This is a genomic window from Paenibacillus sp. NAIST15-1 (assembly GCF_001894745.1).
In the GTDB taxonomy this organism is placed as follows: domain Bacteria; phylum Bacillota; class Bacilli; order Paenibacillales; family Paenibacillaceae; genus Paenibacillus_B; species Paenibacillus_B suaedae.
Window position 1 is genome coordinate 96,417 of the sequence record NZ_BBYF01000017.1, and the last position, 22,806, is coordinate 119,222.

A 22,806-nucleotide genomic window follows, 5' to 3' on the forward strand; every position below is an offset into this window, starting at 1 on the left:
TGGGACATGATATAGAGGGAGTGGGATACAATGACCGAACGAGTTCGGGTAACAACAGGATCACCTTGGGAGCCATTGGTAGGCTATTGCCGAGCGATACGAGTGGGCGATCAGGTCGAGGTTGCGGGTACAACAGCGATGCAGGATGGCCAAGTGGTCGGTGTAAATGATGCCCATGCGCAAACTACATATATTTTGCAAGTTATTTCTGACGCTCTGAACCAAGTTGGAGCAAGTTTGTCCGATGTTGTTCGAACAAGAATGTTCGTCACAGACATAACCAAGTGGGAAGAGATTGGCAGAGCTCGCGGTGAATTTTTCCGCGACATTTGCCCGGTAGCTACGATGGTAGAAGTAAAGGCCCTTATTGATCCTGCCCTGCTCGTTGAAATCGAAGTACAGGCGATTGTGACGGATACGGTTGTATAGATGAGTGTACTTGATAGGTATCTGCTACTATTGGAGTGACTGTGTGCACCTAATGGTGTCTATGCACATGAAACTAGGAGACTTTAGAGGAGATAGCACGACATATGGATATTGAGATTATGCCGTATCATTCATCGTGGAAAAGTGAGTTTCTAGAGATTGGGCGACGGATAAGGGAAGCGCTAGGGGATGCTGCTGCTCGGATCTATCATATTGGTTCTACTTCTGTGGAAGGATTGGCAGCCAAGCCGATTATTGATATACAGGTATCTGTTCGTTCGTGGGATGACTTTGAGCATTTGATACGTCAATTCAATTCGATCGGCTATGTTCATCGCGCAGATAATCCAGACAAGACGAAGCGTTATTTTCGCGAAGCTCCTGGAGGGAAGCGCACGCATATCGGAGCAGTTCCCGCTCCTGTTCAGAGATTACTTGCGCTGCCATATTGATGAATGTGAGTTGTATGCTGCGGTCAAATATGAGCTGATGAAGAAGTACCAGAAGGACAGGCATGGATATGTTGATGCCAAAGAACCTATCATCTGGGACATTATGCGCAGAGCGAGCAGTTGGAGTCAGGAAGTTGGCTGGAGGGCTGGAGAGACAGATGTGTAAAATCGTCCTTCAATTAGCCTGATATAGGCAATCATGGTTCCATGGAAGTCAGCGAGCATAATTGATCCTTTTTTGGATTCGGAACATATAGCTTCGACCGTATCAAAAATTCATCATCGCATTACCGCAACTCGAATTAGGATAAGGAAAAAATAGAGAGAGTATGGGGTGTACGTGTGAATCTACCATGGGTCATATTTTTTATTGTTTGGATGACAATTTTCTTTCTGACAGAATATTCTCTGTTATTGGGTGTATTATTTGGCAGTGTATCAAGCATCTATGTTATATACCGTTATTTTAGCGATAAGAAAGAACGCGAGGCGGAAAGGCAGAGAATGATTGCTGATGCGACAAGCTATGAAGAAGACTACGAAGATAACGAGGAAGAGGAATATGAGGACGATGGGGAAGAAGAAAGTGCGGATGGTGATGAAGAGGACGAATTGCTCGAAGATGCAGCCATAATTGTAGCGGAAGTCGGATACGCGTCAACGGCTCTCCTTCAATCAAAATTAAATATAGGAGCACAGAGAGCTCGGCTCATTCAGGAGCAGCTAGAGGTGGTGCAAATTGTTGGCCCGCCATCAGCAAGTGATAGACGGCAAGCGCTCCTAACCCCAGATGGAGTAACTGCACTTATCAAAGAGGTGTATTCCAATGAGGAGGACTTGACTGAAGAAGAACAGGCTGAAGCGGACCGAAATATAGAAGCCCTTTTGCAGGAGCTTCATGAGTTAACGGGTCTTGATGCGATGCATCAGAACATTCAGCGCCTCGTTCGACTAATCCAGAGGCTTAATAATCGCTATGATTTGGGACAAGACATTTATTATCCGAGAATTCATATGATATTCGCTACGGAACCGGGTACTTGGGAGATGAGGGCTGCTGATCTCATTTCTTCTCTCTTTCACGAACTGTTCTACTTGTCTGAACGAACGGTAACTGAGGTGAATTATAAACAATTAATTGATCCGTACCGCCGAAGACGCTCACAGTCTACGCTCGATATTGTTGAACAGGCACGCGGAGGCGTACTTGTAATACAAGATGCCTACAAGCTGCTTGAAGACGATCGAACCGGACAGGGGCGGGAAGCGCTAGATATGTTATTTTGTTGTTTGGAAAATGAGACTGAAGAAGATGATGAAATTCTCGTCATTTTAACGGGAGCGCCAGCGAAAATGCACCGCTTCTTGGAGGAACATATTGAAATAGGACTTTATTTCACAAGTGTGTATGCGCTCAACATTGAGGTTCCATCCGCTAGTCGGACGACTTCTCCATCAGTAGAGAAGCGGAAGGAGTCAACATCGCTGAGCGATACTGAGCAGTCAGGCAATCACACAGCAGAAATGCATTCCAATATGAAGAGTAGCGAGATATCGAATGCTGATGAATCCCAGCAAACTGATAAATTTCAACAGCCAGATGAATCGCTGCAGGGACGAACATTATCAGCAAATCCAAACTACTCTAAGGCACAATCAGATCAAACGGGGGAAGCAAGATTCGATTTACAAGGTAGTTTGAATGAATTCCTATCCAGTGGAGTACTTGGCGAATATGCAGAATCGCTATGCCAACTTGTCCATCGGTTGTCACAATATCAAGAAGGGAAGGCAAAAGGATTGTACGTCGATATGCCTCCCATGTGTCTTGCAGTTATGGGCGGTATCGAGCCTGCTAGGGTACAGGTAATTGAACTCTTGTCTCAGGTGTATAAGAAGTGCGGCATTCTATCATGGGGGCAAATCGTACCTGTATCAATAGACAATATGGAGGATCAGGATCCAAGTTCCATAAGCAGTAACGTAATATCGAATCTCCAACATGCGAAGAATGGTATGCTTGTGCTGCGGCTTCCTGCACAAGATAGAAATCGTACACATGCAGACAAGGTGCGTGCATTAACGGAGTCTCTGGTGAAAGCTACGGATCGCTATTCCTCCGAAACCGTAATCATCATCGAAGGGGATGCCAACGATGTTGCCGTCTTTTTGAAAAACAGCTCAGTACTACGGATGCGTTTCTCAGAAATCATTCAATTACCAAGTTTGTCGGAAATCGGCTCTTAACCATGTGATGCAACATATTGGAGTAGCGTAAGATGAGGACTGGGTGTCATTCTATCTTCTGCAAATAGAACAGGGGGAATGTAGCACATGGGGATTGTTGTCGTTATCATTATTGCAGGTATTGGTTTATATATTTGGTACCATCTGATTCAATCTGCCATTGAACAGTCGAAGATGGCCCAACATATCAAAGAAATTCGAGATTTGTTGGTTGAACTGCATAAGGATAAGAATATACAGACCCAGACGCAAGTACAAGAAACCCCTGATTCTGTTCAGCCAAGACAAGATACTGAATGTTGTCCGGCCTGCGGCATACGGGTAAGTATGGATGATACCGTATGTCCTGAATGTGGGTTGACCCTGGCGAATACGGAGAATTAGGAGCGTGAAGATGAAAAGCTGGAGTCGTAAGTCAATGCTCGTCGATCTTGGTTTGATTGGGCTATGTGTTGTATTGTTTATCGTTTATGGAAGAACTTTCGAAGTCGGCTTCGCGTGTTCGCTTAGCTTCCTGTATATTCTGTTGCGTAAAATTGACTTTCAGAAGTATAAATGGTTGCGGAATCTATTCTTGATTTGTACGTCCATAGGTTTAATGCTGTTCGTTGTAGTGGAATCGCTCATTATATCTGAGATGGGGACAGATGATCGTAATCAGGCACAAGTCGATTATGTAATTGTTCTAGGTTCAGGATTAAGAGGCACGAAGCTCTCAGCAACGCTGCAAGATAGACTTGATGCAAGCTTGCCTTATATTCGAGCCAACCCTCAAGTTCCCGTAATTGTATCGGGAGGTCAGGGGCCAGGTGAAGATATACCTGAAGCAAGTGCAATGGAAGATTATTTAATACAGAATGGGATACCTAAGGAACGCATACTTGCTGAACGGAAGTCAACCTCAACGAAGGAGAATCTACTCTATTCACAGACTCTGCTTCGAGAACAAGGTGCATTAGGCAACAAGTTAATGATTGTCACAAGTGATTTCCACATGTATCGCTCGAAGATGCTCGCCAGGAAGATTGGGTTTGAGCCGTACGGAATATCAAGCAGTTCCCCTAATCATCTGAAACCGACGAATATGATTCGTGAATTTTTAGCGATGGTGAAGGCGGTTTTGTTTTGAATAAATTAGCGGTAAGGGAGATTCCTCATGCACAAGTGCTCGGGGATCTCCCTATTTGTGTATGCTAGGGAACGATGTTAAGATACGATAGCCATTTTCGTATAAGATTGTATACCAAATCTGCAACTACAATCCCTGCCGCCACATCCATAAATACATGCTGCTTCACAAACAATGTCGATACTATGATTGCCCATGAGAGGATGAGGACAATGGCTCGTAAATAGGGGAAGCGATGCTGTGAATCTGGGTCGGATACAGCCTTAATCATAAGATAGGATGTGAAGACATGAATGCTTGGGAAGCAGTTGAATGGTGCATCTGTTTGATACACAAGCTGTACAAGAGCTGTCAGCAATCCAGGCTCTCCTATTTCAGGACGTGGTACAGTCGTTTGATATACTGCATAGACCATATAACAGATGACCAGTCCGGCACAGAGGGAGAGCAGCGTTCGATAGTACACATTTCTTTGCTTCCTGAAGACCAGCACAAGTACGGTGAAAATATAGGGATACCAAATCACGTAGGGAATGATAAATGCAGGGATAAAGGGGATTTCCTGATCCAAATCAGTCGATAGGTCATGAACGATCGTATTCCCATGGTTTAATAACCCGTAACAGATGTTAAGCACCGGGATTGCTAATAGCCACAGCAGGGGAATATATGCCGAGAGCTTTCGATTCATCTTCGCTCATCCTTTCTTTTACGAACTTGAACTCATCGTAAAGCATAAAACTATAGACGAACCGTATGAAAAGCTGAAGAATGTATGAAGAACGGATGAGAACAATACAGCTTTTCTTTTTGTGATGAATAAGGGTTGTAAATACGGGGATATCGTAGTAAACTTTGATTATTGTTTCAGGTGTAACAATATTGGTAGTCTCATTTTAGATGTCTATATCATTTTCATACCCATATCGTTACATATGTAACAATAAATCGAGTACTAGATTACGTAATGAGCAATCCAGAGATCTGATGAGGAGGAAAGCGAATGCAATCAAATTCTAAGCTAATTTTATACGTAGTATGTCTAAGCACGTTCTTCGCATCATTGATGCAAAACATCTATTCCCCGATTATTCCGCTGTTACGTGATACCTTTCATGTGTCGCTATCGATGGTGAACGCATCGGTCTCGATTTTCATTTTTATCGTTGCGATCATGCAAATTGGGTGTGGGGCACTCATTGATGTGAAGGGTGCAAGGTATATATTAATGCCTAGCATTGCTATATCGATTGCTGCTAGTATCGGCTGCGCAGTGTCGGAGGATTTTACTTTGTTTCTCGTATTTCGCGCATTGCAAGCTGTAGGGACAGCATCGATTCCGTTAATTGCAGCTACCACCATTGGGAAGCTATACCAAGGAGCGGAGCGGGGCAGTGCAATGGGGACTTATCAGATGCTAATGTCAATTGCTCCCGCTGTTTCCCCCGTGCTTGGTGGATGGATAGGAGGGAAATATAATTATCCCGGCATCTTCTGGTTCCTCACTGGCGTGTCGCTATTATTGCTGCTTGGGAATGGATTATACTTTCCGAAGGATCAGAGGAATCGGTCAGCTTCCATAAATATTCGCAGGATGATCGTTCAATATGGTATTGTGTTACGAAGCCAAGTCGGGAGAGGAATTCTTATGATTAGCTTCTTGTATTTCTTCCTGTACTTCGCACTCATCGTATATTTGCCTGCGCTTCTGACAGATCAATATCACATGAGCTTGACGATTGTCGGCTTGCTCTACCTTCCTATGGCGGTCAGTATGATACTGGGAACTGTGGTATACAAATCAATTCAAGCTAAAATCGATCAACGTCGTTTACTGCTCTACAGTAATCTAATGGCAGCATGCAGCATTCTTATATTTGCTCTGACTGAATCGTACTCTTTAGTAGGGCTGTCAATTGGTTTGTTCTTGTACGGCACAGCAGGTGGGTTGATTGCGCCTCTCTATTCAACCATGATTAGCAGCGAGTTCGAAGAACAGAGAGCAAGTGCATTAGGCTTGTACAATCTGATCCGCTATGTTGGGATGTCGGCCGGGCCGCTTATTTGTGGTCTGATTATCGTGAACTTTGGTTCAAGCATGACATTTGCTGCCTTCGGCGTACTGTTTGTCGTGCTCTCGATATGGATGGTTAAACGGGTATCTACCCAACATGTTACCCAACCAGTTGCCAAAGAAATATAACAAATGCTTCCGTCTCTGTTGATTTGTATGTATAATTATGGGATGTGAAGCTGATTGTTACATTCTGTTCGCTTTATATGGACATCATGACCTGGCTTTGTTACGAGACCGGGTTATTTGTCTATTCTGAAACAGTACCTTTCGAGAATGGGCATGAAGCCACTATTCGCTGGGGGATATGGCATATTGCTGATCATAGCAGACATCATTTTGCAAATATTGTGTTCATGAAGAAGCTCTACGAGCGGGAAGTTTTACATCGTGACCATACATGAGAGAACCCCGAACAAAAGAGAGGGAGGGGAGAATGTTGCTGAAGCCAGGGCTAATTTATTTGGGGGCGACACTTGTTGGTATCGTTCTGATATCCATGCATCACTTAGGACGTTCCTTCGGAGATGAGATCTTTCTCTTTCTTGGTCTATCGCCGTGGGTACAAATGGATGGTGGGAGTTGGCATCCGCCTGTTATTTTTGGTATCCTTTTATTAATTGTTGGAATTCGGGGTGCAGCTCGCTCTTATAATCATCCAAAGCTAGCAAAACGGCTGATTATCGGGTGTATTTTGTTTGCGATGGCATCCCCTACGGTTAGCAAAGGTGTGATGTTCACCGTGAAATATTTCGCATCGGGGATATCTTCGTTAGACTACGCAAAGAAGGGCAGCAGCTGCTCGACTGTGCAATATTCTGAAGATGTGAAGCAGCTGACCACTATTTGCACATTTACCGTATATAATTACGGTGAAGAAACAAATGTCCGCATTCGTCCCATGCGATTGATGAATGACGAAACTATTGAGTTTGATTTTCAAAGTGTAGAGCTGATCCCTCACCAGAAAAATAGTGTGACCGCGGAATACCGTGTCTATGCGAGAGATTCTACGGCTTTTTACAGCGGGAGATCGAACGAGATTGGAGCGGAATTGGAGTTGTTTGGTGAAACTAAAAGCGATAAATAAGAAAGGAACCGAACTATGTGGAAAACGTTGAAGCAGTGGATTCCAAGTGTAATTGTCGCAGTCGGTCTGTCATTATTCATTAAAGCATATGTCGCTGAAGCGATGAGTGTCCCGACTGGCTCGATGATCCCGACGATAGAGAAGAAGGATCACTTGATCGTTGAGAAAATGATGTGGTTAACCGATCTAAAGCATGGGGATATTGTTGTATTTTATCCGCCAGTTGCGGAAGACCGGTATGTGAAACGGCTTATCGGCTTGCCGGGAGATCGTATCGAAGTTAAGAATGGACAGTTGTATCGGAATGATGCTCCCGTCGAGGAGCCATATATTCAGGAAAAGATGAACTATTCCTATGGCCCGATCACGGTGCCGCAGGATCATTATTTTTTCCTTGGAGATAACCGAAACAACAGCTCTGATTCCCATCTTTGGGATAAGCCGTTCGTGAGCACAGACGCAATAATCGGCAAGGTGCTGGCTGTTGTACCGACACATATTTTTAGCCAATAGGCGTCGCCATTTATCCATTCATACAAGTAGAAGCTATAAGACCTCACCTGTGATTACCTGCTATTAATCAAGGGTGGGGTCTTTTTATGCAAGGTATGACCCTCGATATGTATTTGGAACCTCTGTTGCAGAACATCAATATTTCCCATAGCTATTCAAGCATAGATGGAAGGATTGGGATTGGCATTGGTAGCGGGGAAAAGAAAACCCTCTGTATGCTGAGCCTATTAGCTCGCAACAGAGGGTGTGTTCATGGTAAGTTAAATAAGTAATTCCAAGTCTCGATTCACTTATGCTTGATTTGCAGTATTGCGAATATGCTTCTTGCGGCCGATCTGAATAAGCGTCAAGAAGAATGCTGCCAATACACCGCTTCCAAGCAGCATCAGGAAGCAGCCGTTCCAGCCGGAGGATTCAACGATAAATCCAACGAGTGCGCTTGCAGTCAAGTTACCGAACAAGTAAGCGAACAAACCAGTCAAACCAACCGTTGTACCTACAGCGAACTTCGGTACGAAGTCGATTGCGCTAAGGCCAATCAAGAACTGTGGTACATAGATGAGACAGCCGATAATGGATACGGCGATCGTAATTACCAGCACGTCCGAAGACTGCCAATATACGAGCGTAGCCAACAAGACTCCGACCATGCTGATGATACAGAGCGGCATCCGGTTGCCTTTGAACAACTTGTCGCTAAGGATACCGACTACGAGCGAGCTTACAATTGCTGCCCATTCGAATACAGCAAATGCAACATGAGATTGCGATTGTGTGAAGCCTTTTTCTTCCGTCAAGTATAATGGTACCCAGTTCAAGACACCGAAGCGAATAAAGTAGACGAATACGTTCGACAAGCACAGGAACCAGATAAATTTGTTTTTAAGTACGTATTTAAACAAGATTTCTTTCAAGGACAGCTTGTCGCCGTCTGGATTGCGTTCTACATCATCATAATCGTTGCGATATTCGTCGATTGGCGGAAGGCCGATCGATTGTGGCGTATCCTTACCGGAGAACCATACGAATACGGCGATAACCATGGCCATAATCGAGGGAACGACGAAAATTGCGGATTGCCAGTAAGCATTGCCGAGAACCCCTAATGCAACACCGACGATTGGTGCAATAAGACCTCCGCCGATATTATGGGATGTATTCCAGATTCCCATATAAGTACCGCGCTCTTTCTTCGAGAACCAGTTCGCCAGGGTGATACTGCAAGGAGGAGCACCCATGCCTTGGAACATCCCGTTCACGATAAGAAGCATGAAAATGAGACCGAACGTGGAAGAAGAGCCCATGATAAGGTTAATAATGGCAGACAAGAACAAACCAACAGCGATAAAGCGCTGTGTATGGGCTTTATCTGCCAAGTTCCCCATGAAGAACTTGCTTATCCCGTAAGTGACGGCGAGTGCCGAGCTCAACAAACCAATTTGTGAAGTGGTAAACCCGAGCTCACTCTTTAAATAAGGTGTGGATAACGTAAAGTTGCTACGTACTAAGTAGTAGCCTGCATAACCGATAGAAATACCGATCAATGTACGAATCCGGAAGATTCGGTACAATTTCGCGATCATGTGCTCCGGCAATCGAGGTATGGCGGGAGCTTTTTTCAACCAAGCAAACATTTTTCATTCTCCTTGACCTTTTGTGTCTGCACGCAAGTTGTTCCATTGATTCAAAATCTGTTCATGTCTGCGTAGTGAGCTGTGTACGGGAAGTACAGCTGAATTCGAAATATCCTGTTCGTTCTGATGAACGGTAGGAGTACCGAACGATACTTGTTCAAGAACAGCTGCTGCCTCTTGGGACAAGCTGTAATTAATGAAACAGTCCGCAGCGGTCTCATTAGGTGCATTCCGAATTTTAGAGATCCCGTTCACAGATAAGCTCGTATCCTTCGGAACACTGCTAACAAGATCGAATCCTGCATCGCGCAGCTTGCGCTGATCTCCGAGGAAATTGATACCGATTACATACTCGCCTGAACTAACGTATTGAGCTGGCATGTAACCGTTCACTGTGAGAAGCCCAACATTGCGGGTAAGACCCTTGAGAAAGGCCGTTGTTCTCTGCTCGCCCCATGCCTCGTATAAGGAGGAAAGGAATGTATATGCCGTTCCGGAGTAATTCGGATCGGGCATAACGATCTTCCCTTGGTAAGCAGGAAGAAGAAGATCTTCCCACTTCTTAGGCATCGTTAAGCCTAATGGCGCAAATTCCTTATTCCAACGGTCACGATTGACAGCAATAGACAATTGTTCAATCTCATATCCTGCCCAATACCCATCTTCATCCTTGAAGGAGCTAGGAATCGCAGCGAGATTCGAGCTGCGGATAGGGGAGGAGAGCTTCTCCTGCTTCATTGTCAAATGCGCGTCAATCGTTCCGCCGATGACGAGATCCGCTTGCGGTTTGGCAGATTCCTGTGTAACACGCCGCAATATTTCTTCTGTGGACAAACGAATGTACTCATACGTACAGCCTGTTCGTTGACAGAATGAGGATAGCAATGCGCTACCGACTTCCTCACGAGCAGCGACGTATGCAACGATATGGCGCCCATTTAATTGGGGCACACCTTGCTCATCTACGGCGATCGTATTTTGATCTTTGGTACAGCCTGCCTGCGTGAATAGGCAGATAAATAATAGAAGGTAAAGGAATCGTGTCATTTTGATTGTGCCCCTATGTTCTTCCCATGAAGTAGTGACCCCAATTTTGTCCGCAAATAGATTGAATTGCCGTTGTCATCCCCCATGTATTCCATGACGACGTAATCGGCGTATACGACCATATGCAGCAGATTGTTGCGGTCATTCAGCATCTCATTATCCTGTTTGAAAGCGGTAATATAAGCGAGCGGCTTTTGCTTGCGCAGCAGCAGCAGCTGTTTCATCTCTACCGGATCCTTAATTTCAGATGCCTGACTTATCTGAGATACCAAGTAACCCTTTTCATCATCTTGCAGACTTTCCTGTATACCATCTATACGATAGGTAAGCTCTTTGGAAGAGCGGATAAATTCCGCATAATGTTCTGGCGTATAGAACAGACTTAACAGCTGCGTCTGCATAGCAGACAGCATTGGAGTCTCATGTCCTGGGCCGTAAGACCATTTGCCAAGGGTTAAGGTATTTTCGAGCGAGAAGGTCTGCTCACTTCCGTTCAAATAGCGAATTCGTCCGGAGAACATGGCATTTCCTTCATCTCTCGCAGTCATTATCTGCTTCGGTTCATACTGCTGCTTAATGCGATCCACATAGGATACAAATGCATGCAAACTTACCTCGTCATTGACCTGGAGAGTTCCCCATTTCCCATGAAAGATAGTTGCCTGCACGGGAAGGGAATCGCTTACTTTTTGCAGTACTTCATGCTTATCATAGATAAGGCCGACTTCTTGATAGACTTGTTCATTCAAGTAATAGCCGGCGATCATCAGCACCAGAATGACACCTCCAAATAGGAAGGCATTCCTTAACATCTTGTTCATCCTTCATTATTCTCCTTGGACAGAATAAACGACTATCATTTCATAATCGCCTCGTAATTGTTTCGTAAATGTATTATTTCGTGAAAATCGGCAGCGGATGTGAATCAAGTGCTGCTGGTGAACGAAAATCCAGCGTAACGATAGTTCCGATTCCCTCCTCGGAATGGATAGACATCGAGCCGCCTTGTCTTGTCATTAACTGTTTACAGATGAGCAGACCGAACCCGTTGCCTTCGCTGGAGCAACGAAGGGAGTCATCTGCTGATGCGATCCTGAATCTCTCAATTAGTGAGTGACTAAGTCCGATACCATCATCTTGGAATGTAATGGATACTGTCTGCTCACTGGTGCGCTGTTGAATGATGAGTTCAGACGCATCGCTATATTTGATTGCATTATCAAGCAGATTCAACAAGATTTGCTTTGTCTTATCCGGGTCGGCTACGACCATTGTGGAGATTAGCTGATTCGTAAGCTTAATCTGATATTTATCTAATCGTAGCTGAACAATATAGACAGCCTCATTGGCAATGGTTGCGATATCACATATGGTAGGTGACACCGAGAATGGGCTGTCGCTATATTTCGACTGAGACAGCAGTTCCTCTACTAGGGTAAGCATTCGTTCGCTTTCGACGGAAATATGGCGCAGGCTCGTCTCAACATCCTTACTGTCCTTCAACCGCGGAATTAAATTTGAATACCCCATAATTGCAGTCAGCGGAGTCTTCAACTCATGGGTGACCCGATCAAGGAAATCACGCTGCTTGTCCTTCTCCTGACTTAATTGCTGAACATGAAGCTCGATTGCATCGGCCATAGCATGGAAGGAATGGGCGAGTTGGCTAATCTCTTCGTAGGCGCTTAATTCGATGCGTGTACTATAATTGCCGCTTGCCAGCTTCTTCGCCATATCTCGCAGCTGCTCGATAGGCTTGCTTAATGATTTCGCGAAGCGATTCGCAATAAGCACAGCAACGGCAAGAATGAGAAGGAATGTAATCGCAAAGGTCGCATTCATTCGATTCAGTAATTGAGCCTCTTCTTCCAAGGGTTGAAGAAAACGAATCAAGCCGATGACTTGATTATCCACATAGATAGGACTCGAGAACAGGAGCAGCGGCGAAGGAGAAGCTTTTTGAATCATATAGGACTTGGTGCCATGCAAAGCTTGCTCCGTATCTTGATTTACATAAGACAGCGATCCGCGTTCCGTATCCGAAAGGACATGCTGCTGTGCATTCATGATCTGTACCCGGACACCCATCCGTTTGGACAAATAAGAGGCAATGAGCGTTGCACCTTTTTGAAGCGTTTCTTTTGGTTCGCCCTGCTGCTCGCGTTCCACATAATTGATCGTATAGATCTGGGCCTCGATGCTGAGCTTCTGCAAGGAATGAACGGCTGATTGATAAATATTATTCTGCAGTGAAATGTCGAGCACAATATAAAGAAACAACATAACGGGTATGAAAAGGGCGAGTAGTGCCAAATAGATTCGTTTCTGTAAAGTCATCGGTTGTCCACCTTGTAATCATCATAGCCAACTGTGTCAGCAATCAATTTTATAGCCAACTCCATAAATGGTTTTGATACGATCACCTTCATTGCCGAGCTTTTTGCGAAGGCGCTGAATCATAATATCAACGGCTCTCGTATTTTCTGGATAGTCGAGCTTCCACACTTTCATGAGAAGATCGTCACGTGTAAATATGCGCTGCTTGTTCGAAATGAGCAGCAGAAGCAAATCATATTCACGATAAGTTAATATTAGTTCCTTGTCATTTACGTGGATGGATCGCTTCTCTGAATCTACCCGGAACGGGCCACATTGAATAAGGCAGCCATTGCTGTCATTTACTTGAACTGGCTTATTCAATCTGCGTTCGATAACTTTAATTCGAAGCAGCAGCTCCGTGCTATGGAAGGGCTTGACAAGGTAATCATCTGCTCCTAATTGTAGTCCGAGCAGCTTGTCATTAATTTGTCCTTTGGCAGTAAGCATGATAATCGGAATATCCGCGTTGCTAGCGCGGAACTCGCGAAGCAGCTGATAGCCGTCTGTATCAGGCAGCATCACATCGAGAATAATGAGGTCGATATGCTCTTTCTGCCACTGCTCATTAGCTTCGCGGCCGTTAGCAGCGGTATGTACTTGATATCCTTCGATCTCCAAATTAAGTCGAATGAGATTCAAGATACTCTCTTCGTCATCGACAACTAGAATATTCATCGTGTTCTCCTCGTTGATAGAAATAATAGTGCTTATTTATAAAAACAGCCTTGGAAAAGGCCACTGCAGAGATCCTGAATGAACCACACCCATAACTGTACACGATAAGCGATGCAAGCATGCGTGGTAATGTTTGCTAAATATACAAAATTAATTGGTTCATTAGTCCTATAAAAAGCATCTTATCGCCTAGAAGATATTTAAAATTTATCAGTAATATAGTATGATTGTCGCATAAATACGGTTGCTTTGAAATGATGGCAAGTGCCTATCAACAAAGGGAAAGAAGGTGTCTGAAAATGGGGCATGTCCATCATATTCATGGGACATATGATTTGTTTCTCGTTATCGTTTCTTATTTAATTGCTGTAACTGCATCCTACTCTGCATTGGATCTTGCCGGGAGAATCAGTATGAGCAAAGGAAACAGAAGGTTAATCTGGCTAATATGCGGGGCAACATCAATGGGATTAGGCATCTGGTCCATGCATTTTGTGGGGATGTTATCCATGTCGCTGCCGGTGAAAGTTACATACGACATCGACTATGTAGTTATCTCCGTAATCCTTGCGATATTCGTCTCAAGTATCTCTCTCTTTACCGTAGCGAGGAAGAAGATCGGTATTGGCGAGCTTATCCTATCAGGCATATTGATGGCGCTTGGAATATCTGGCATGCATTATGTTGGCATGGATGCGATGATGATTGGGATTACCTATGATACAGCAATTGTGATTTTGTCGATTGCAATCGCGGTGACTGCTTCTGCGATCGCTCTGTGGCTTCTGTTCTATTTCCGCAAGGATCAGGCAGGAAGCGGAACATGGTACAAGCTGGGAAGTGCGTTGATCATGGGCGCTGGCATTGCAGGCATGCATTATACAGGTATGATTGCAGCTCATTTCTACATTAATCCGAACATTTATCGGAGATCTGCCTTATTGATCGATCCGGCAGTGCTCGCTTACATTATTGCCTGTGCGACATTCTTGTTACTGGGCATGACCTTATTCGGCGTATTTATCACCAGACGTCTGTCCCAGAAAGATTATGTGATTCAAGAACATGCTGGTTGGTACCGGACATTGTATGAGAACAATGTGGATGGAATCATATCCGTAGATACGAACGGACAAATCATTAGCATAAATCCTGCGGTCATTCGGATGATTGGCGGGCAAGCGGAAGAATACATAAACCGAAATATATCCAATATTCAAGCGATCGTTGCCGATGATTTAACTGAAAGAGCCCGCAAGTTGTACGATATTGCGATTGAAAACAAAACACATAGCTATGATACGGCAGTTATTGCGAAGGATGGGCGTCGGTTAGAGCTGAAGGTAATTATCGTACCGGTGGAGATTGAAGGTGAACTGGCAGGCAATCATGTTATCGCTCGGGACATAACGGAAGAGAAGAAAGCGAAGGAACAGATTAAGCATCTGGCCTATCATGATGATCTGACCGGACTGCCGAATCGTCGCATGTTCAACGAGATTCTGACACAGCTCATCAAGGATTGTGAACGGGAGGATGGATACTTCGGCGTAATGGCCCTGGATATTGATAGGTTCAAGTTAATTAATGACTCGCTTGGACATACATACGGCGATATATTCCTGAAGGCTGTAAGCGATCGAATTATCTCCAGCGTAGAAGGGTATGAAGCAACGATTTCACGGCTCGGAGGCGATGAATTCATTGTACTCTGCCGTACGAATCCGGCTGGAACTGATTGTGAGAAATTGGCCACGCGTATCGTCGAGGAGATGCGGCAGCCATTCCGGCTGAAGGATAATGATTTCTACATTTCAACAAGTGTCGGCACGGCTATCTATCCGAAGGACAGCACAGATCCGGTTGAATTGATTAAGAAGGCCGATGCAGCTATGTACGAGGTGAAGAAACACGGCAAGAACGGTCATCAATTCTACACTTCAGATCTCGATGTTGGCCTGTTAGGCAAGATCGAGCTAGAAGGCGACTTGCGCAAGGCAGTACAGAAGGGAGAGCTAGTCCTGCATTATCAGCCTCAAATCAGTACGGAAGAGAACAAAATGATCGGCGTCGAAGCGCTCGTGAGATGGAACCATCCGACGCGAGGCCTGTTAATGCCAGGCACCTTCATTCCATTAGCTGAAGAGACAGGAATGATTAGTGAAATCGGCAATTGGGTCATTCGGGAGGCATGCCGTCAGATGAAGGAATGGCATGATGCGGGAGGTCCGCTTATTCCTGTATCTGTCAACCTGTCAACACAGCAGTTCCATCATTCGAATCTCACTGAGCAAGTGAAGCTGGTACTGCACGAAACAGGTCTACCCTCGCAATATTTGGAACTCGAAATCACGGAGAGCATGATGATGGATGCGGGGATATCCACGACCATTCTGCATGAACTCAATAAGCTTGGCATTCGTATTAGCTTGGATGACTTCGGTACAGGATATAGTTCTCTCAGCTACTTGAAGACGTTCCCGATACATAAGTTGAAGATTGATAGATCCTTCATTACGGATATATCCAGCAACGAGAATGATAAAGCGATCGTTGCAACCATTATTTCCATGGCGCAGCATTTGAAGCTGAATGTGATTGCAGAAGGAATTGAGACGAAGGAGCAGTTGGATATTCTGACTGAGAAGGAATGTCGTGAAATTCAAGGCTATTACTTCAGTAAGCCGCTGCCTGCAGCAGATGTAGAGAGTTCCTTTTTTGTACCGCTGCGAACTGAAGATACGGTATGAAGATAAATGTAGAATAATTTTCGGTTAAATAAATGATCATGAAGACATATGAAATTGGTGTCTTCATAGTCACAATGAATTATAATGCTTTAACTTTAATAGCATTTTTTGATTATTTTTCAATGAAGAAGAATCGTGCCAAAATTCCGGTAATTGGGATAATGGTATTTCATTTTCAAATTATGGAAATGGGTGGAACTAATTCCTGTGACTTAAGTCGCGATAATGGTTCTTTCCTCATGAAATTATAATCCCGTATGTAGTGCTGGTTCGAAAGCGCGTCTATAGGTATGTGGAACCTTTGCAGAGCGTGAAGTTATGGGTAAGATGTGGTCGGGACAACTAATGAATGTATGCTCATATTGTCCTGTACATTTTCACCTATAAGTGACGTGATGACACGGAAGGAGACAGTACGAATGACGAAGAGAAGCGAATGGAGCACAAATGTTAAAACGCTTATCCTTTCATGCGGGATAGTTGTATTAGGTGCCGCAGCAGCAGGCGGTTATGCTGGTACAGCGTACGCACATGGTTATATGGAAGGACCGACAAGCCGGGCGCTGCTGTGCAAGCAAGGAGAAAATAAAAACTGTGGTTCTATTCAATATGAGCCGCAGAGTGTAGAAGCAAAAGGTAATTTCCCAGTAGGCGGTCCGAAGGACGGAGAAATTACAGGCGGTGGGATCTTCCCCGAGCTGTTCGAGCAATCGGCAGATCGATGGACGAAGGTTACCCTGCATGGCGGCAAAAACACGATGTCTTGGCATCTAACTGCTCCGCACAGCACGAAGGAATGGAAATACTATATTACGAAAAAAGGCTGGAATCCGAACGAGCCGTTGAAGCGCTCGGACTTGGAACTGTTCGCATCGTTCCAAGATGGCGGTAAAAAGCCACAGACCAAAGTATCTCATGAGGTAACCATTCCAACAGACCGCAGTGGTTATCATATTATATTGGGTGTCTGGGAAATTGCGGACACAGGCAATGCATTCTATCAGGTCGTGGATGTGAACTTGGTGAACAATGGCGAGGTTCAGCCTCCAACGGTTCCATCTAATCTCGAATCGAAAATCCAAACGGCTGCAAGTATTGAGCTAGGCTGGGCAGCATCAAATGCTTCAAATGGCATTAAGCAGTATGAAATTTATCGAGATGGCAAACTCGTTGGCACATCTGTGACTCCATCCTATGTAGATAAAGGGTTAACTGCATCCACCTCGTATGTGTATACGGTAGTCGCAGTTGACGGGGCTAATAATCGTTCAGCGGCAAGCAGCCCGCTTACTGTGACAACGAAGGCGCCTGTTGTGGATACAGAAGCTCCATCCGTTCCGACGAACGTAAGAGCGCCTCATACGATGACTACAGGTGTTCATCTCGTATGGGATGCATCCAAGGATAATGTTGGGGTGGCCCAATACGAAGTTTTCCGCAATGGTACGTTTGTCGGTACAGCAGTGGAGCCATCCTTCATGGATCAAGGGCTGAAGTCTGGAACGACGTATACTTACACTGTAGTGGCTGTAGATGAAGCGGGCAATCGATCTGCGGCGAGCAATGCGGTTCAAGTGACTACGAAGTCGGATGAGCAGACATCGACGACATGGGACAGCACGAAAGTATATGTAAGCGGCGATCGCGTCACTTATCAAGGTCTGGATTATGAAGCAAAATGGTGGACGCAAGGCGATAAGCCAGACTCTTCTGATGTATGGAAGCTGCTGAGCGATGTGGCACAAGAGTGGAATTCTTCAACCGCCTATGATGGACAAGCTAATGTGACATATGAAGGCGCCACGTACCAAGCGAAGTGGTGGACAAAAGGCGAGACGCCAGGAAAAACAGATGTGTGGAAGCTTGTAAAATAAAAGCATAGTTGAATACAACCCGAAAAAGCCGTTCTCGAACGAAAGAAGCCGGAGAATTTACTCTCCATCCGCTCTCGTTATGGGACGGCTTTTTGCATGGATGTCGCTTCTGTTTACATTCCGTTTAAATTCATTGATTATGATGGACTCAACTTCACAAGTGGATAATATATAAGGAGCTGGGGATCAATGGATAGAGAAATAGAAGGAACGAAGGGGTCATTCGGAAATTGGCGGCAATTTTTACGCGTCATAAATGAGACAAAGCCATCGAAATTGATGTTATTTATTGCGTTGCTGATGAGTATTGGTTCAACTGCAGTCTCACTGGTAATACCGATGTTTACGAAGGGGATGGTAGACAACTTCTCCATGTCGAAGCTGGATACGATGCAGATTGTGGCGCTGGCCGCAGCTTTCATTATTCAGACGGTTGCTTCCGGTTTATCGATATACATGCTGAATCTTATCGGCCAACGGGTTGTAGCTGGATTGCGGGATCGATTGTGGAGGAAGCTCCTGATATTGCCCGTATCGTATTATGATGAGAATAAGACTGGTGAGACGGTAAGCCGAATTACGAATGATACCGGGATTGTGAAAGGGTTCATTACCGAGCATTTATCAAGCTTCTTCACAGGAATCGTTTCCGTGATCGGTTCATTTATCGTATTGCTGTACTTGGACTGGCAGATGACGGTCATTATGCTAGTTGTCATTCCACTCGCAGCACTGGTTTTACTCCCGCTTGGGAAACAAATGTTCAAAATATCAAAAGGCTTGCAGGATGAGACAGCGTCCTTCACTGCTGTATTAAGCCAAGTCCTGTCCGAGATTCGTCTCGTGAAAGCATCGAATGCAGAGTCCAGAGAATATGAGAACGGACGCAAGGGCATCAATAACTTGCTTCGTTTCGGCATTAAAGAGGGTGTCGTTCAGGCGTTGATCGCTCCGATCATGTCCTTTGTATTAATGGTCTTGCTTGTTGTTATCATCGGATATGGTGGAATGCGGGTATCCTCAGGCGTGTTGTCTGCGGGTGAGTTGGTTGCCTTCATTTTGTATCTGATTCAGATCGTGATGCCGATGAGTCAGTTATCGATGTTCTTCACGCAGCTGCAGAAGGCAATTGGAGCAACGGATCATATGATCTCCATCTTCGATGCAGCAGAGGAAGATCATGTACATGGCAAGCAGGTGGAACAAGCCGATCAATCGATACAAGTGGAGAATGTCCACTTTGCTTATGCTCACGGTGAGCCTATACTAGAGGATGTAAGCTTCACGATTCCTGCTGGAAAAGTGACGGCAATCGTAGGTCCAAGCGGCGGTGGGAAGACCACACTGTTCTCGCTGTTCGAACGCTTCTATTTGCCAACCTCAGGGGCAATTAAGCTTGGAGAGGTGGATATTAACGAGTTCTCTCTCCAGTCTTGGCGGACTCAGATCGGTTATGTGTCACAGGAAAGTCCGCTTATCGATGGAACGATTCGTGAGAACATCTGCTATGGTATGAATCGTGAAGTGACGAACGAAGAACTGGAACATGCCGCGCAAATGGCATACGCAGACGGCTTCATCCAGGAGCTTGCTGAAGGGTATGAGACTCCTGTAGGAGAGCGGGGGCTTAAGCTGTCTGGCGGTCAGCGGCAGCGGATTGCCATTGCACGGGCACTGCTGCGCAACCCGCGTATCTTGATGCTCGATGAGGCAACATCCGCGCTGGACAGCAAATCAGAAATTGTTGTACAGAAGGCATTGAACAATCTGATGCAGGGCCGTACCACGCTCGTGATTGCACATCGATTGTCTACCGTAGTAGATGCAGATCAAATTTTGTTTGTCGAGAAGGGCCAGCTAACAGGCTGCGGCACCCATGCGACATTGTTCGAGACGCACGAAATGTACCGTGAATTCGCTGCACAGCAGCTCCGCATTCTGGATGAATCGGAGGAGGCTTGCTAGTAGGAAGAAAGGGGCGGTAATGAGTAGATGGCAACCATACTCGTCGTTGACGATGATCCACATATTCGCAAGCTAGTCACCGTGTTTTTGCAGAAGGAGGGCTTCAAGACCATTGAAGCCCCTGATGGAGTTGAAGCTCTTACCCAGATGGAGAGCAATAAGGCTGACTTGGTTGTGCTCGATATTATGATGCCGAACATGGATGGGTGGGAATTGTGCCGTGAATTAAGGGCGCTGTATGATATCCCGCTCCTTATGCTAACCGCTAAGGGCGAGACATCACAGAAGGTCAAAGGGTTCAACCTTGGAACAGACGATTATCTAGTGAAGCCTTTCGATCCGATGGAGCTTGTCGTTCGCGTCAGGGCGCTGCTCAAGCGGTACCAGATCGCTACATCAAAAATCGCTCAGTTCGGACGTATCGTCATGAACCAGCATACATTCGAAGTAACCACTAGCGATGCGACGTTTTCATTGCCTTTGAAGGAATTCGAACTATTATTCAAGCTGGGCGGATATCCAGGTAAAACCTTTTCCAGGGAACAATTGATAGAGGATATATGGGGGTATGACTACGAGGGTAATGAGCGGACAGTTGACGTGCATATTAATCGCTTGCGGGAGAGGTTCCCTGAGACTGAACATGGGTTCAAGATCAAGACGATTCGCGGGCTTGGCTATCGGCTAGAGGTACTCGAATGACGCTTCGTGAACGGTATGCAGCCTTTAAGGCGACGAAGATAGGTCGTGTTCTGAAATTCATAACAGGAATGGCAACCATATTATTACTTATCCTGGCATCATGGTCATTATCGTATTTGATTAATCCTTACGTCATGAACTGGGTCGGTTGGAAGCAAGACAGCTATTGGGCTTTTCTTGTTCTATGCGTGATGGGACTGCTATTTTTCGTCGCGGTACTTGCAATCATATTCCCGTTTGTCCGCGTTAAGCACGTTAAGTTCTACCAATCCATTCTGGATGCGCTGAAGAAAATTTCCCAAGGGGAGTTTAATATCAGTATCCCGATGTATGAGGATTTCCGCGATGAATACGGATCTCTCGTTGACGGGATTCAACAAATGGCAGACAGCTTAGGGGAAATGGAGCAGATGCGGCAGGAGTTCATATCGAATGTCTCGCACGAAATTCAGTCACCATTGACCTCGATTCGCGGATTCGCACGTGCCTTACAGAGTGAGGAACTGAGCGAAGAAGAGCGTCTAAATTATCTTCAAATCATTGAAATGGAGACGATGAGACTATCCAAGCTTAGCGAGAATTTGCTCAAATTAACGTCACTGGAATCGGAGCACCATCCGATGGAAATGAAGCGCTATCGATTGGATCAGCAGCTTCGTAATATCGCGTTGATCAGCGAACCCCAATGGCTGGAGAAGCGTATCGAATTAGATTTGAATGTAGATAAAATGGAGATTTCAGCGGATGAAGAGATGCTGAGTCAAGTATGGATGAACCTTGTGCATAATGCGATTAAGTTCACGCCTGAAGGTGGGGCTATTCATATCGAGGCGCGCATGTCTAATGGAACGGTTGAAGTGTGCATTAGCGATAGTGGGATTGGGATTGATGAGGAGCATATTCCGCATTTATTTGAGCGGTTCTTCAAGGCAGATGTGTCTCGCAATCGTACCATTGCTGGTAATGGGTTGGGGCTGTCTATTGTGCAGAAGATCGTCCAGCTTCACTCTGGAGATATCCAAGTGTCAAGTAGGAAGGGAGAAGGGTCAACCTTCTGTGTGAAGCTTCCCTTAGACCCAAATGCGGCTGAATCATCTATTTTAGAAGCAGGAAGCGCCGGTTTACGTAAGTAGCGTGAGCGGCGCTTTTTTAATAGGTTCAGTTTTTCTTTCTTGGAATGGATAAGGTGCTCCATTTCTCGGACTTCAATTCCTTGGCAGCGTACACAATTTGACCGACATGATAGGCGTAATGAGACATCTGGCGCTCGATGGCCTCCATGACAGTGTGCGGCTGCTGTCGGATCGTCACCGTCTTGGTAAGATCGTCTACGGTCAGCGATTGAAGGGTGTCCAGAAACACCTTCCATCCCTGGTTCCACACATCAAGGAGCATCTCACGACTCGTTATGTTGTCCTCGAATTCTTCATCTCGATTGCGATCGTCCTTCTCGCCGTCTGTAGTGAGAAAGTCGATCCAGCGTGAGATCATATTGCCGCTCATATGCTTTACGATGACCGCGATGCTGTTCGAGTCCACATTGTAAGACCAGTTCCACTCTTCGTCCTCTAATTGTTCAAACGTTCGTTCACCCATCTTCTTCAATTCTACGAATTTCTCATTCACGACATGCAAATAATGATGGGCGATCTGGCTTTCCGTTTGCAACCCCATAGGAATCATCCTCCTCGAATGAACATCGTTACTATTCGCCTACGGATCAACACGAAATAATGAGTAGTATAGCAGCTTCCTCATGATGGTAATGATACTTCGTATTATGCAATGAATATGCACTGTGGGCAATGGCACTGTGCAAATTTTTGTATGGACAAAAAAGGGGATC

The 22,806-nt window shown here is 45.3% G+C and carries 22 protein-coding genes; 15 read left to right on the forward strand and 7 right to left on the reverse strand.

What is annotated here, in order from left to right; all coding sequences use genetic code 11:
- Positions 1-30 precede the first annotated feature (30 nt).
- The 6 genes from PBN151_RS24935 (at position 31) to PBN151_RS24955 (ending at position 4,257) form a co-directional block, all read left to right on the forward strand.
- Positions 31-429 (forward strand): RidA family protein, encoded by a 399-nt coding sequence (locus PBN151_RS24935; RefSeq protein WP_072731218.1) that lies wholly within the window; start codon positions 31-33, stop codon positions 427-429.
- A gap of 104 nt (positions 430-533) precedes the next feature.
- Complete coding sequence (locus tag PBN151_RS32380; RefSeq protein ID WP_265332137.1) at positions 534-881, forward strand: GrpB family protein; 348 nt, start codon at positions 534-536, stop codon at positions 879-881.
- 10 nt (positions 882-891) lie between these two features.
- Positions 892-1,047: a GrpB family protein gene (locus PBN151_RS32385; RefSeq protein WP_265332138.1), complete on the forward strand. Its 156-nt coding sequence runs from the start codon at positions 892-894 to the stop codon at positions 1,045-1,047.
- A gap of 212 nt (positions 1,048-1,259) precedes the next feature.
- A complete protein-coding gene (locus tag PBN151_RS24945) occupies positions 1,260-3,128 on the forward strand; it encodes a DNA translocase FtsK (protein ID WP_175560794.1) in 1,869 nt (622 codons plus the stop codon).
- 87 nt (positions 3,129-3,215) lie between these two features.
- The gene (locus PBN151_RS24950; protein WP_072731221.1) at positions 3,216-3,512 is read left to right on the forward strand and encodes a hypothetical protein; all 297 of its coding nucleotides are present in this window, start codon (positions 3,216-3,218) and stop codon (positions 3,510-3,512) included.
- A 10-nt stretch (positions 3,513-3,522) separates the two neighbouring features.
- Positions 3,523-4,257, forward strand: a complete 735-nt coding sequence (locus PBN151_RS24955; protein ID WP_072731223.1) for a YdcF family protein — start codon at positions 3,523-3,525, stop codon at positions 4,255-4,257.
- Between the two features lie 64 nt (positions 4,258-4,321).
- Here the strand turns inward: PBN151_RS24955 and PBN151_RS24960 are convergent, their stop codons facing one another.
- On the reverse strand, positions 4,322-4,948 hold the full coding sequence (locus tag PBN151_RS24960; protein ID WP_072731224.1) for a phosphatase PAP2 family protein: 627 nt from the start codon (positions 4,946-4,948) through the stop codon (positions 4,322-4,324).
- 312 nt (positions 4,949-5,260) lie between these two features.
- Here PBN151_RS24960 and PBN151_RS24965 point away from each other — a divergent pair, with 312 nt between their 5' ends.
- The 3 genes from PBN151_RS24965 to lepB all read left to right on the forward strand — a co-directional run bounded on the left by PBN151_RS24965 (position 5,261) and on the right by lepB (position 7,934).
- Positions 5,261-6,460 (forward strand): MFS transporter, encoded by a 1,200-nt coding sequence (locus PBN151_RS24965; RefSeq protein ID WP_072731226.1) that lies wholly within the window; start codon positions 5,261-5,263, stop codon positions 6,458-6,460.
- A 307-nt stretch (positions 6,461-6,767) separates the two neighbouring features.
- Positions 6,768-7,421 carry a hypothetical protein gene (locus PBN151_RS24975; protein ID WP_083545321.1) on the forward strand — a complete coding sequence of 218 codons (654 nt, stop codon included), beginning with the start codon at positions 6,768-6,770 and terminating at the stop codon, positions 7,419-7,421.
- Positions 7,422-7,436: 15 nt separating this feature from the next.
- Entirely contained in the window at positions 7,437-7,934 is a 498-nt protein-coding gene (lepB, locus tag PBN151_RS24980; RefSeq protein ID WP_072731235.1) for a signal peptidase I, read from the forward strand.
- Positions 7,935-8,224: 290 nt separating this feature from the next.
- Here the strand turns inward: lepB and pgtP are convergent, their stop codons facing one another.
- The 5 genes from pgtP to PBN151_RS25010 all read right to left on the reverse strand — a co-directional run bounded on the left by pgtP (position 8,225) and on the right by PBN151_RS25010 (position 13,669).
- Positions 8,225-9,568: an MFS transporter gene (gene pgtP / locus PBN151_RS24990; RefSeq protein ID WP_021255145.1), complete on the reverse strand. Its 1,344-nt coding sequence runs from the start codon at positions 9,566-9,568 to the stop codon at positions 8,225-8,227.
- Positions 9,569-9,571: 3 nt separating this feature from the next.
- Positions 9,572-10,621, reverse strand: coding sequence for an ABC transporter substrate-binding protein (locus tag PBN151_RS24995; protein ID WP_370510455.1), 1,050 nt, complete (start codon positions 10,619-10,621; stop codon positions 9,572-9,574).
- Positions 10,612-11,436 carry a DUF3919 family protein gene (locus PBN151_RS25000; RefSeq protein ID WP_072731246.1) on the reverse strand — a complete coding sequence of 275 codons (825 nt, stop codon included), beginning with the start codon at positions 11,434-11,436 and terminating at the stop codon, positions 10,612-10,614. Before PBN151_RS25000 ends, PBN151_RS24995 begins: the two co-directional genes overlap by 10 nt.
- Before the next feature lie 73 nt (positions 11,437-11,509).
- Positions 11,510-12,952, reverse strand: a complete 1,443-nt coding sequence (locus tag PBN151_RS25005) for a sensor histidine kinase (RefSeq protein ID WP_072731248.1) — start codon at positions 12,950-12,952, stop codon at positions 11,510-11,512.
- A gap of 36 nt (positions 12,953-12,988) precedes the next feature.
- Positions 12,989-13,669 carry a response regulator transcription factor gene (locus PBN151_RS25010; protein WP_021255141.1) on the reverse strand — a complete coding sequence of 227 codons (681 nt, stop codon included), beginning with the start codon at positions 13,667-13,669 and terminating at the stop codon, positions 12,989-12,991.
- Between the two features lie 299 nt (positions 13,670-13,968).
- Between PBN151_RS25010 and PBN151_RS25015 the strand changes: the two genes are divergently transcribed.
- The 6 genes from PBN151_RS25015 to PBN151_RS25040 all read left to right on the forward strand — a co-directional run bounded on the left by PBN151_RS25015 (position 13,969) and on the right by PBN151_RS25040 (position 22,093).
- Entirely contained in the window at positions 13,969-16,419 is a 2,451-nt protein-coding gene (locus tag PBN151_RS25015; RefSeq protein WP_072731249.1) for an EAL domain-containing protein, read from the forward strand.
- Between the two features lie 38 nt (positions 16,420-16,457).
- Complete coding sequence (locus PBN151_RS31520; RefSeq protein WP_227775065.1) at positions 16,458-16,670, forward strand: hypothetical protein; 213 nt, start codon at positions 16,458-16,460, stop codon at positions 16,668-16,670.
- Between the two features lie 168 nt (positions 16,671-16,838).
- Positions 16,839-18,293 (forward strand): lytic polysaccharide monooxygenase, encoded by a 1,455-nt coding sequence (locus tag PBN151_RS25025; RefSeq protein WP_139295421.1) that lies wholly within the window; start codon positions 16,839-16,841, stop codon positions 18,291-18,293.
- A 189-nt stretch (positions 18,294-18,482) separates the two neighbouring features.
- Positions 18,483-20,258, forward strand: coding sequence for an ABC transporter ATP-binding protein (locus tag PBN151_RS25030; protein WP_072731253.1), 1,776 nt, complete (start codon positions 18,483-18,485; stop codon positions 20,256-20,258).
- Between the two features lie 27 nt (positions 20,259-20,285).
- Positions 20,286-20,960, forward strand: a complete 675-nt coding sequence (locus PBN151_RS25035; protein WP_065290563.1) for a response regulator transcription factor — start codon at positions 20,286-20,288, stop codon at positions 20,958-20,960.
- On the forward strand, positions 20,957-22,093 hold the full coding sequence (locus tag PBN151_RS25040; protein ID WP_072731254.1) for a sensor histidine kinase: 1,137 nt from the start codon (positions 20,957-20,959) through the stop codon (positions 22,091-22,093). Before PBN151_RS25035 ends, PBN151_RS25040 begins: the two co-directional genes overlap by 4 nt.
- A 25-nt stretch (positions 22,094-22,118) precedes the next feature.
- Here the strand turns inward: PBN151_RS25040 and PBN151_RS25045 are convergent, their stop codons facing one another.
- Entirely contained in the window at positions 22,119-22,634 is a 516-nt protein-coding gene (locus PBN151_RS25045) for a DUF1572 family protein (protein ID WP_072731256.1), read from the reverse strand.
- Positions 22,635-22,806 lie beyond the last annotated feature (172 nt).

Bases quoted from the DNA above. Each gene is read 5' to 3' on its own strand.
- PBN151_RS24965 (WP_072731226.1), top strand. From the start codon at position 5,261: ATGCAATCAAATTCTAAGCTAATTTTATACGTAGTATGTCTAAGCACG.
- PBN151_RS24950 (WP_072731221.1), top strand. From the start codon at position 3,216: ATGGGGATTGTTGTCGTTATCATTATTGCAGGTATTGGTTTATATATT.
- lepB (WP_072731235.1), top strand. From the start codon at position 7,437: ATGTGGAAAACGTTGAAGCAGTGGATTCCAAGTGTAATTGTCGCAGTC.
- PBN151_RS24975 (WP_083545321.1), top strand. From the start codon at position 6,768: ATGTTGCTGAAGCCAGGGCTAATTTATTTGGGGGCGACACTTGTTGGT.
- PBN151_RS25035 (WP_065290563.1), top strand. From the start codon at position 20,286: ATGGCAACCATACTCGTCGTTGACGATGATCCACATATTCGCAAGCTA.
- PBN151_RS25015 (WP_072731249.1), top strand. From the start codon at position 13,969: ATGGGGCATGTCCATCATATTCATGGGACATATGATTTGTTTCTCGTT.
- PBN151_RS25025 (WP_139295421.1), top strand. From the start codon at position 16,839: ATGACGAAGAGAAGCGAATGGAGCACAAATGTTAAAACGCTTATCCTT.
- PBN151_RS31520 (WP_227775065.1), top strand. From the start codon at position 16,458: ATGAAGACATATGAAATTGGTGTCTTCATAGTCACAATGAATTATAAT.
- PBN151_RS25000 (WP_072731246.1), bottom strand. From the start codon at position 11,436: ATGAACAAGATGTTAAGGAATGCCTTCCTATTTGGAGGTGTCATTCTG.
- PBN151_RS24945 (WP_175560794.1), top strand. From the start codon at position 1,260: ATGACAATTTTCTTTCTGACAGAATATTCTCTGTTATTGGGTGTATTA.
- PBN151_RS25005 (WP_072731248.1), bottom strand. From the start codon at position 12,952: ATGACTTTACAGAAACGAATCTATTTGGCACTACTCGCCCTTTTCATA.
- PBN151_RS25040 (WP_072731254.1), top strand. From the start codon at position 20,957: ATGACGCTTCGTGAACGGTATGCAGCCTTTAAGGCGACGAAGATAGGT.
- PBN151_RS25010 (WP_021255141.1), bottom strand. From the start codon at position 13,669: ATGAATATTCTAGTTGTCGATGACGAAGAGAGTATCTTGAATCTCATT.
- PBN151_RS25030 (WP_072731253.1), top strand. From the start codon at position 18,483: ATGGATAGAGAAATAGAAGGAACGAAGGGGTCATTCGGAAATTGGCGG.
- PBN151_RS24935 (WP_072731218.1), top strand. From the start codon at position 31: ATGACCGAACGAGTTCGGGTAACAACAGGATCACCTTGGGAGCCATTG.
- pgtP (WP_021255145.1), bottom strand. From the start codon at position 9,568: ATGTTTGCTTGGTTGAAAAAAGCTCCCGCCATACCTCGATTGCCGGAG.
- PBN151_RS24955 (WP_072731223.1), top strand. From the start codon at position 3,523: ATGAAAAGCTGGAGTCGTAAGTCAATGCTCGTCGATCTTGGTTTGATT.
- PBN151_RS24960 (WP_072731224.1), bottom strand. From the start codon at position 4,948: ATGAATCGAAAGCTCTCGGCATATATTCCCCTGCTGTGGCTATTAGCA.
- PBN151_RS25045 (WP_072731256.1), bottom strand. From the start codon at position 22,634: ATGGGGTTGCAAACGGAAAGCCAGATCGCCCATCATTATTTGCATGTC.
- PBN151_RS32380 (WP_265332137.1), top strand. From the start codon at position 534: ATGGATATTGAGATTATGCCGTATCATTCATCGTGGAAAAGTGAGTTT.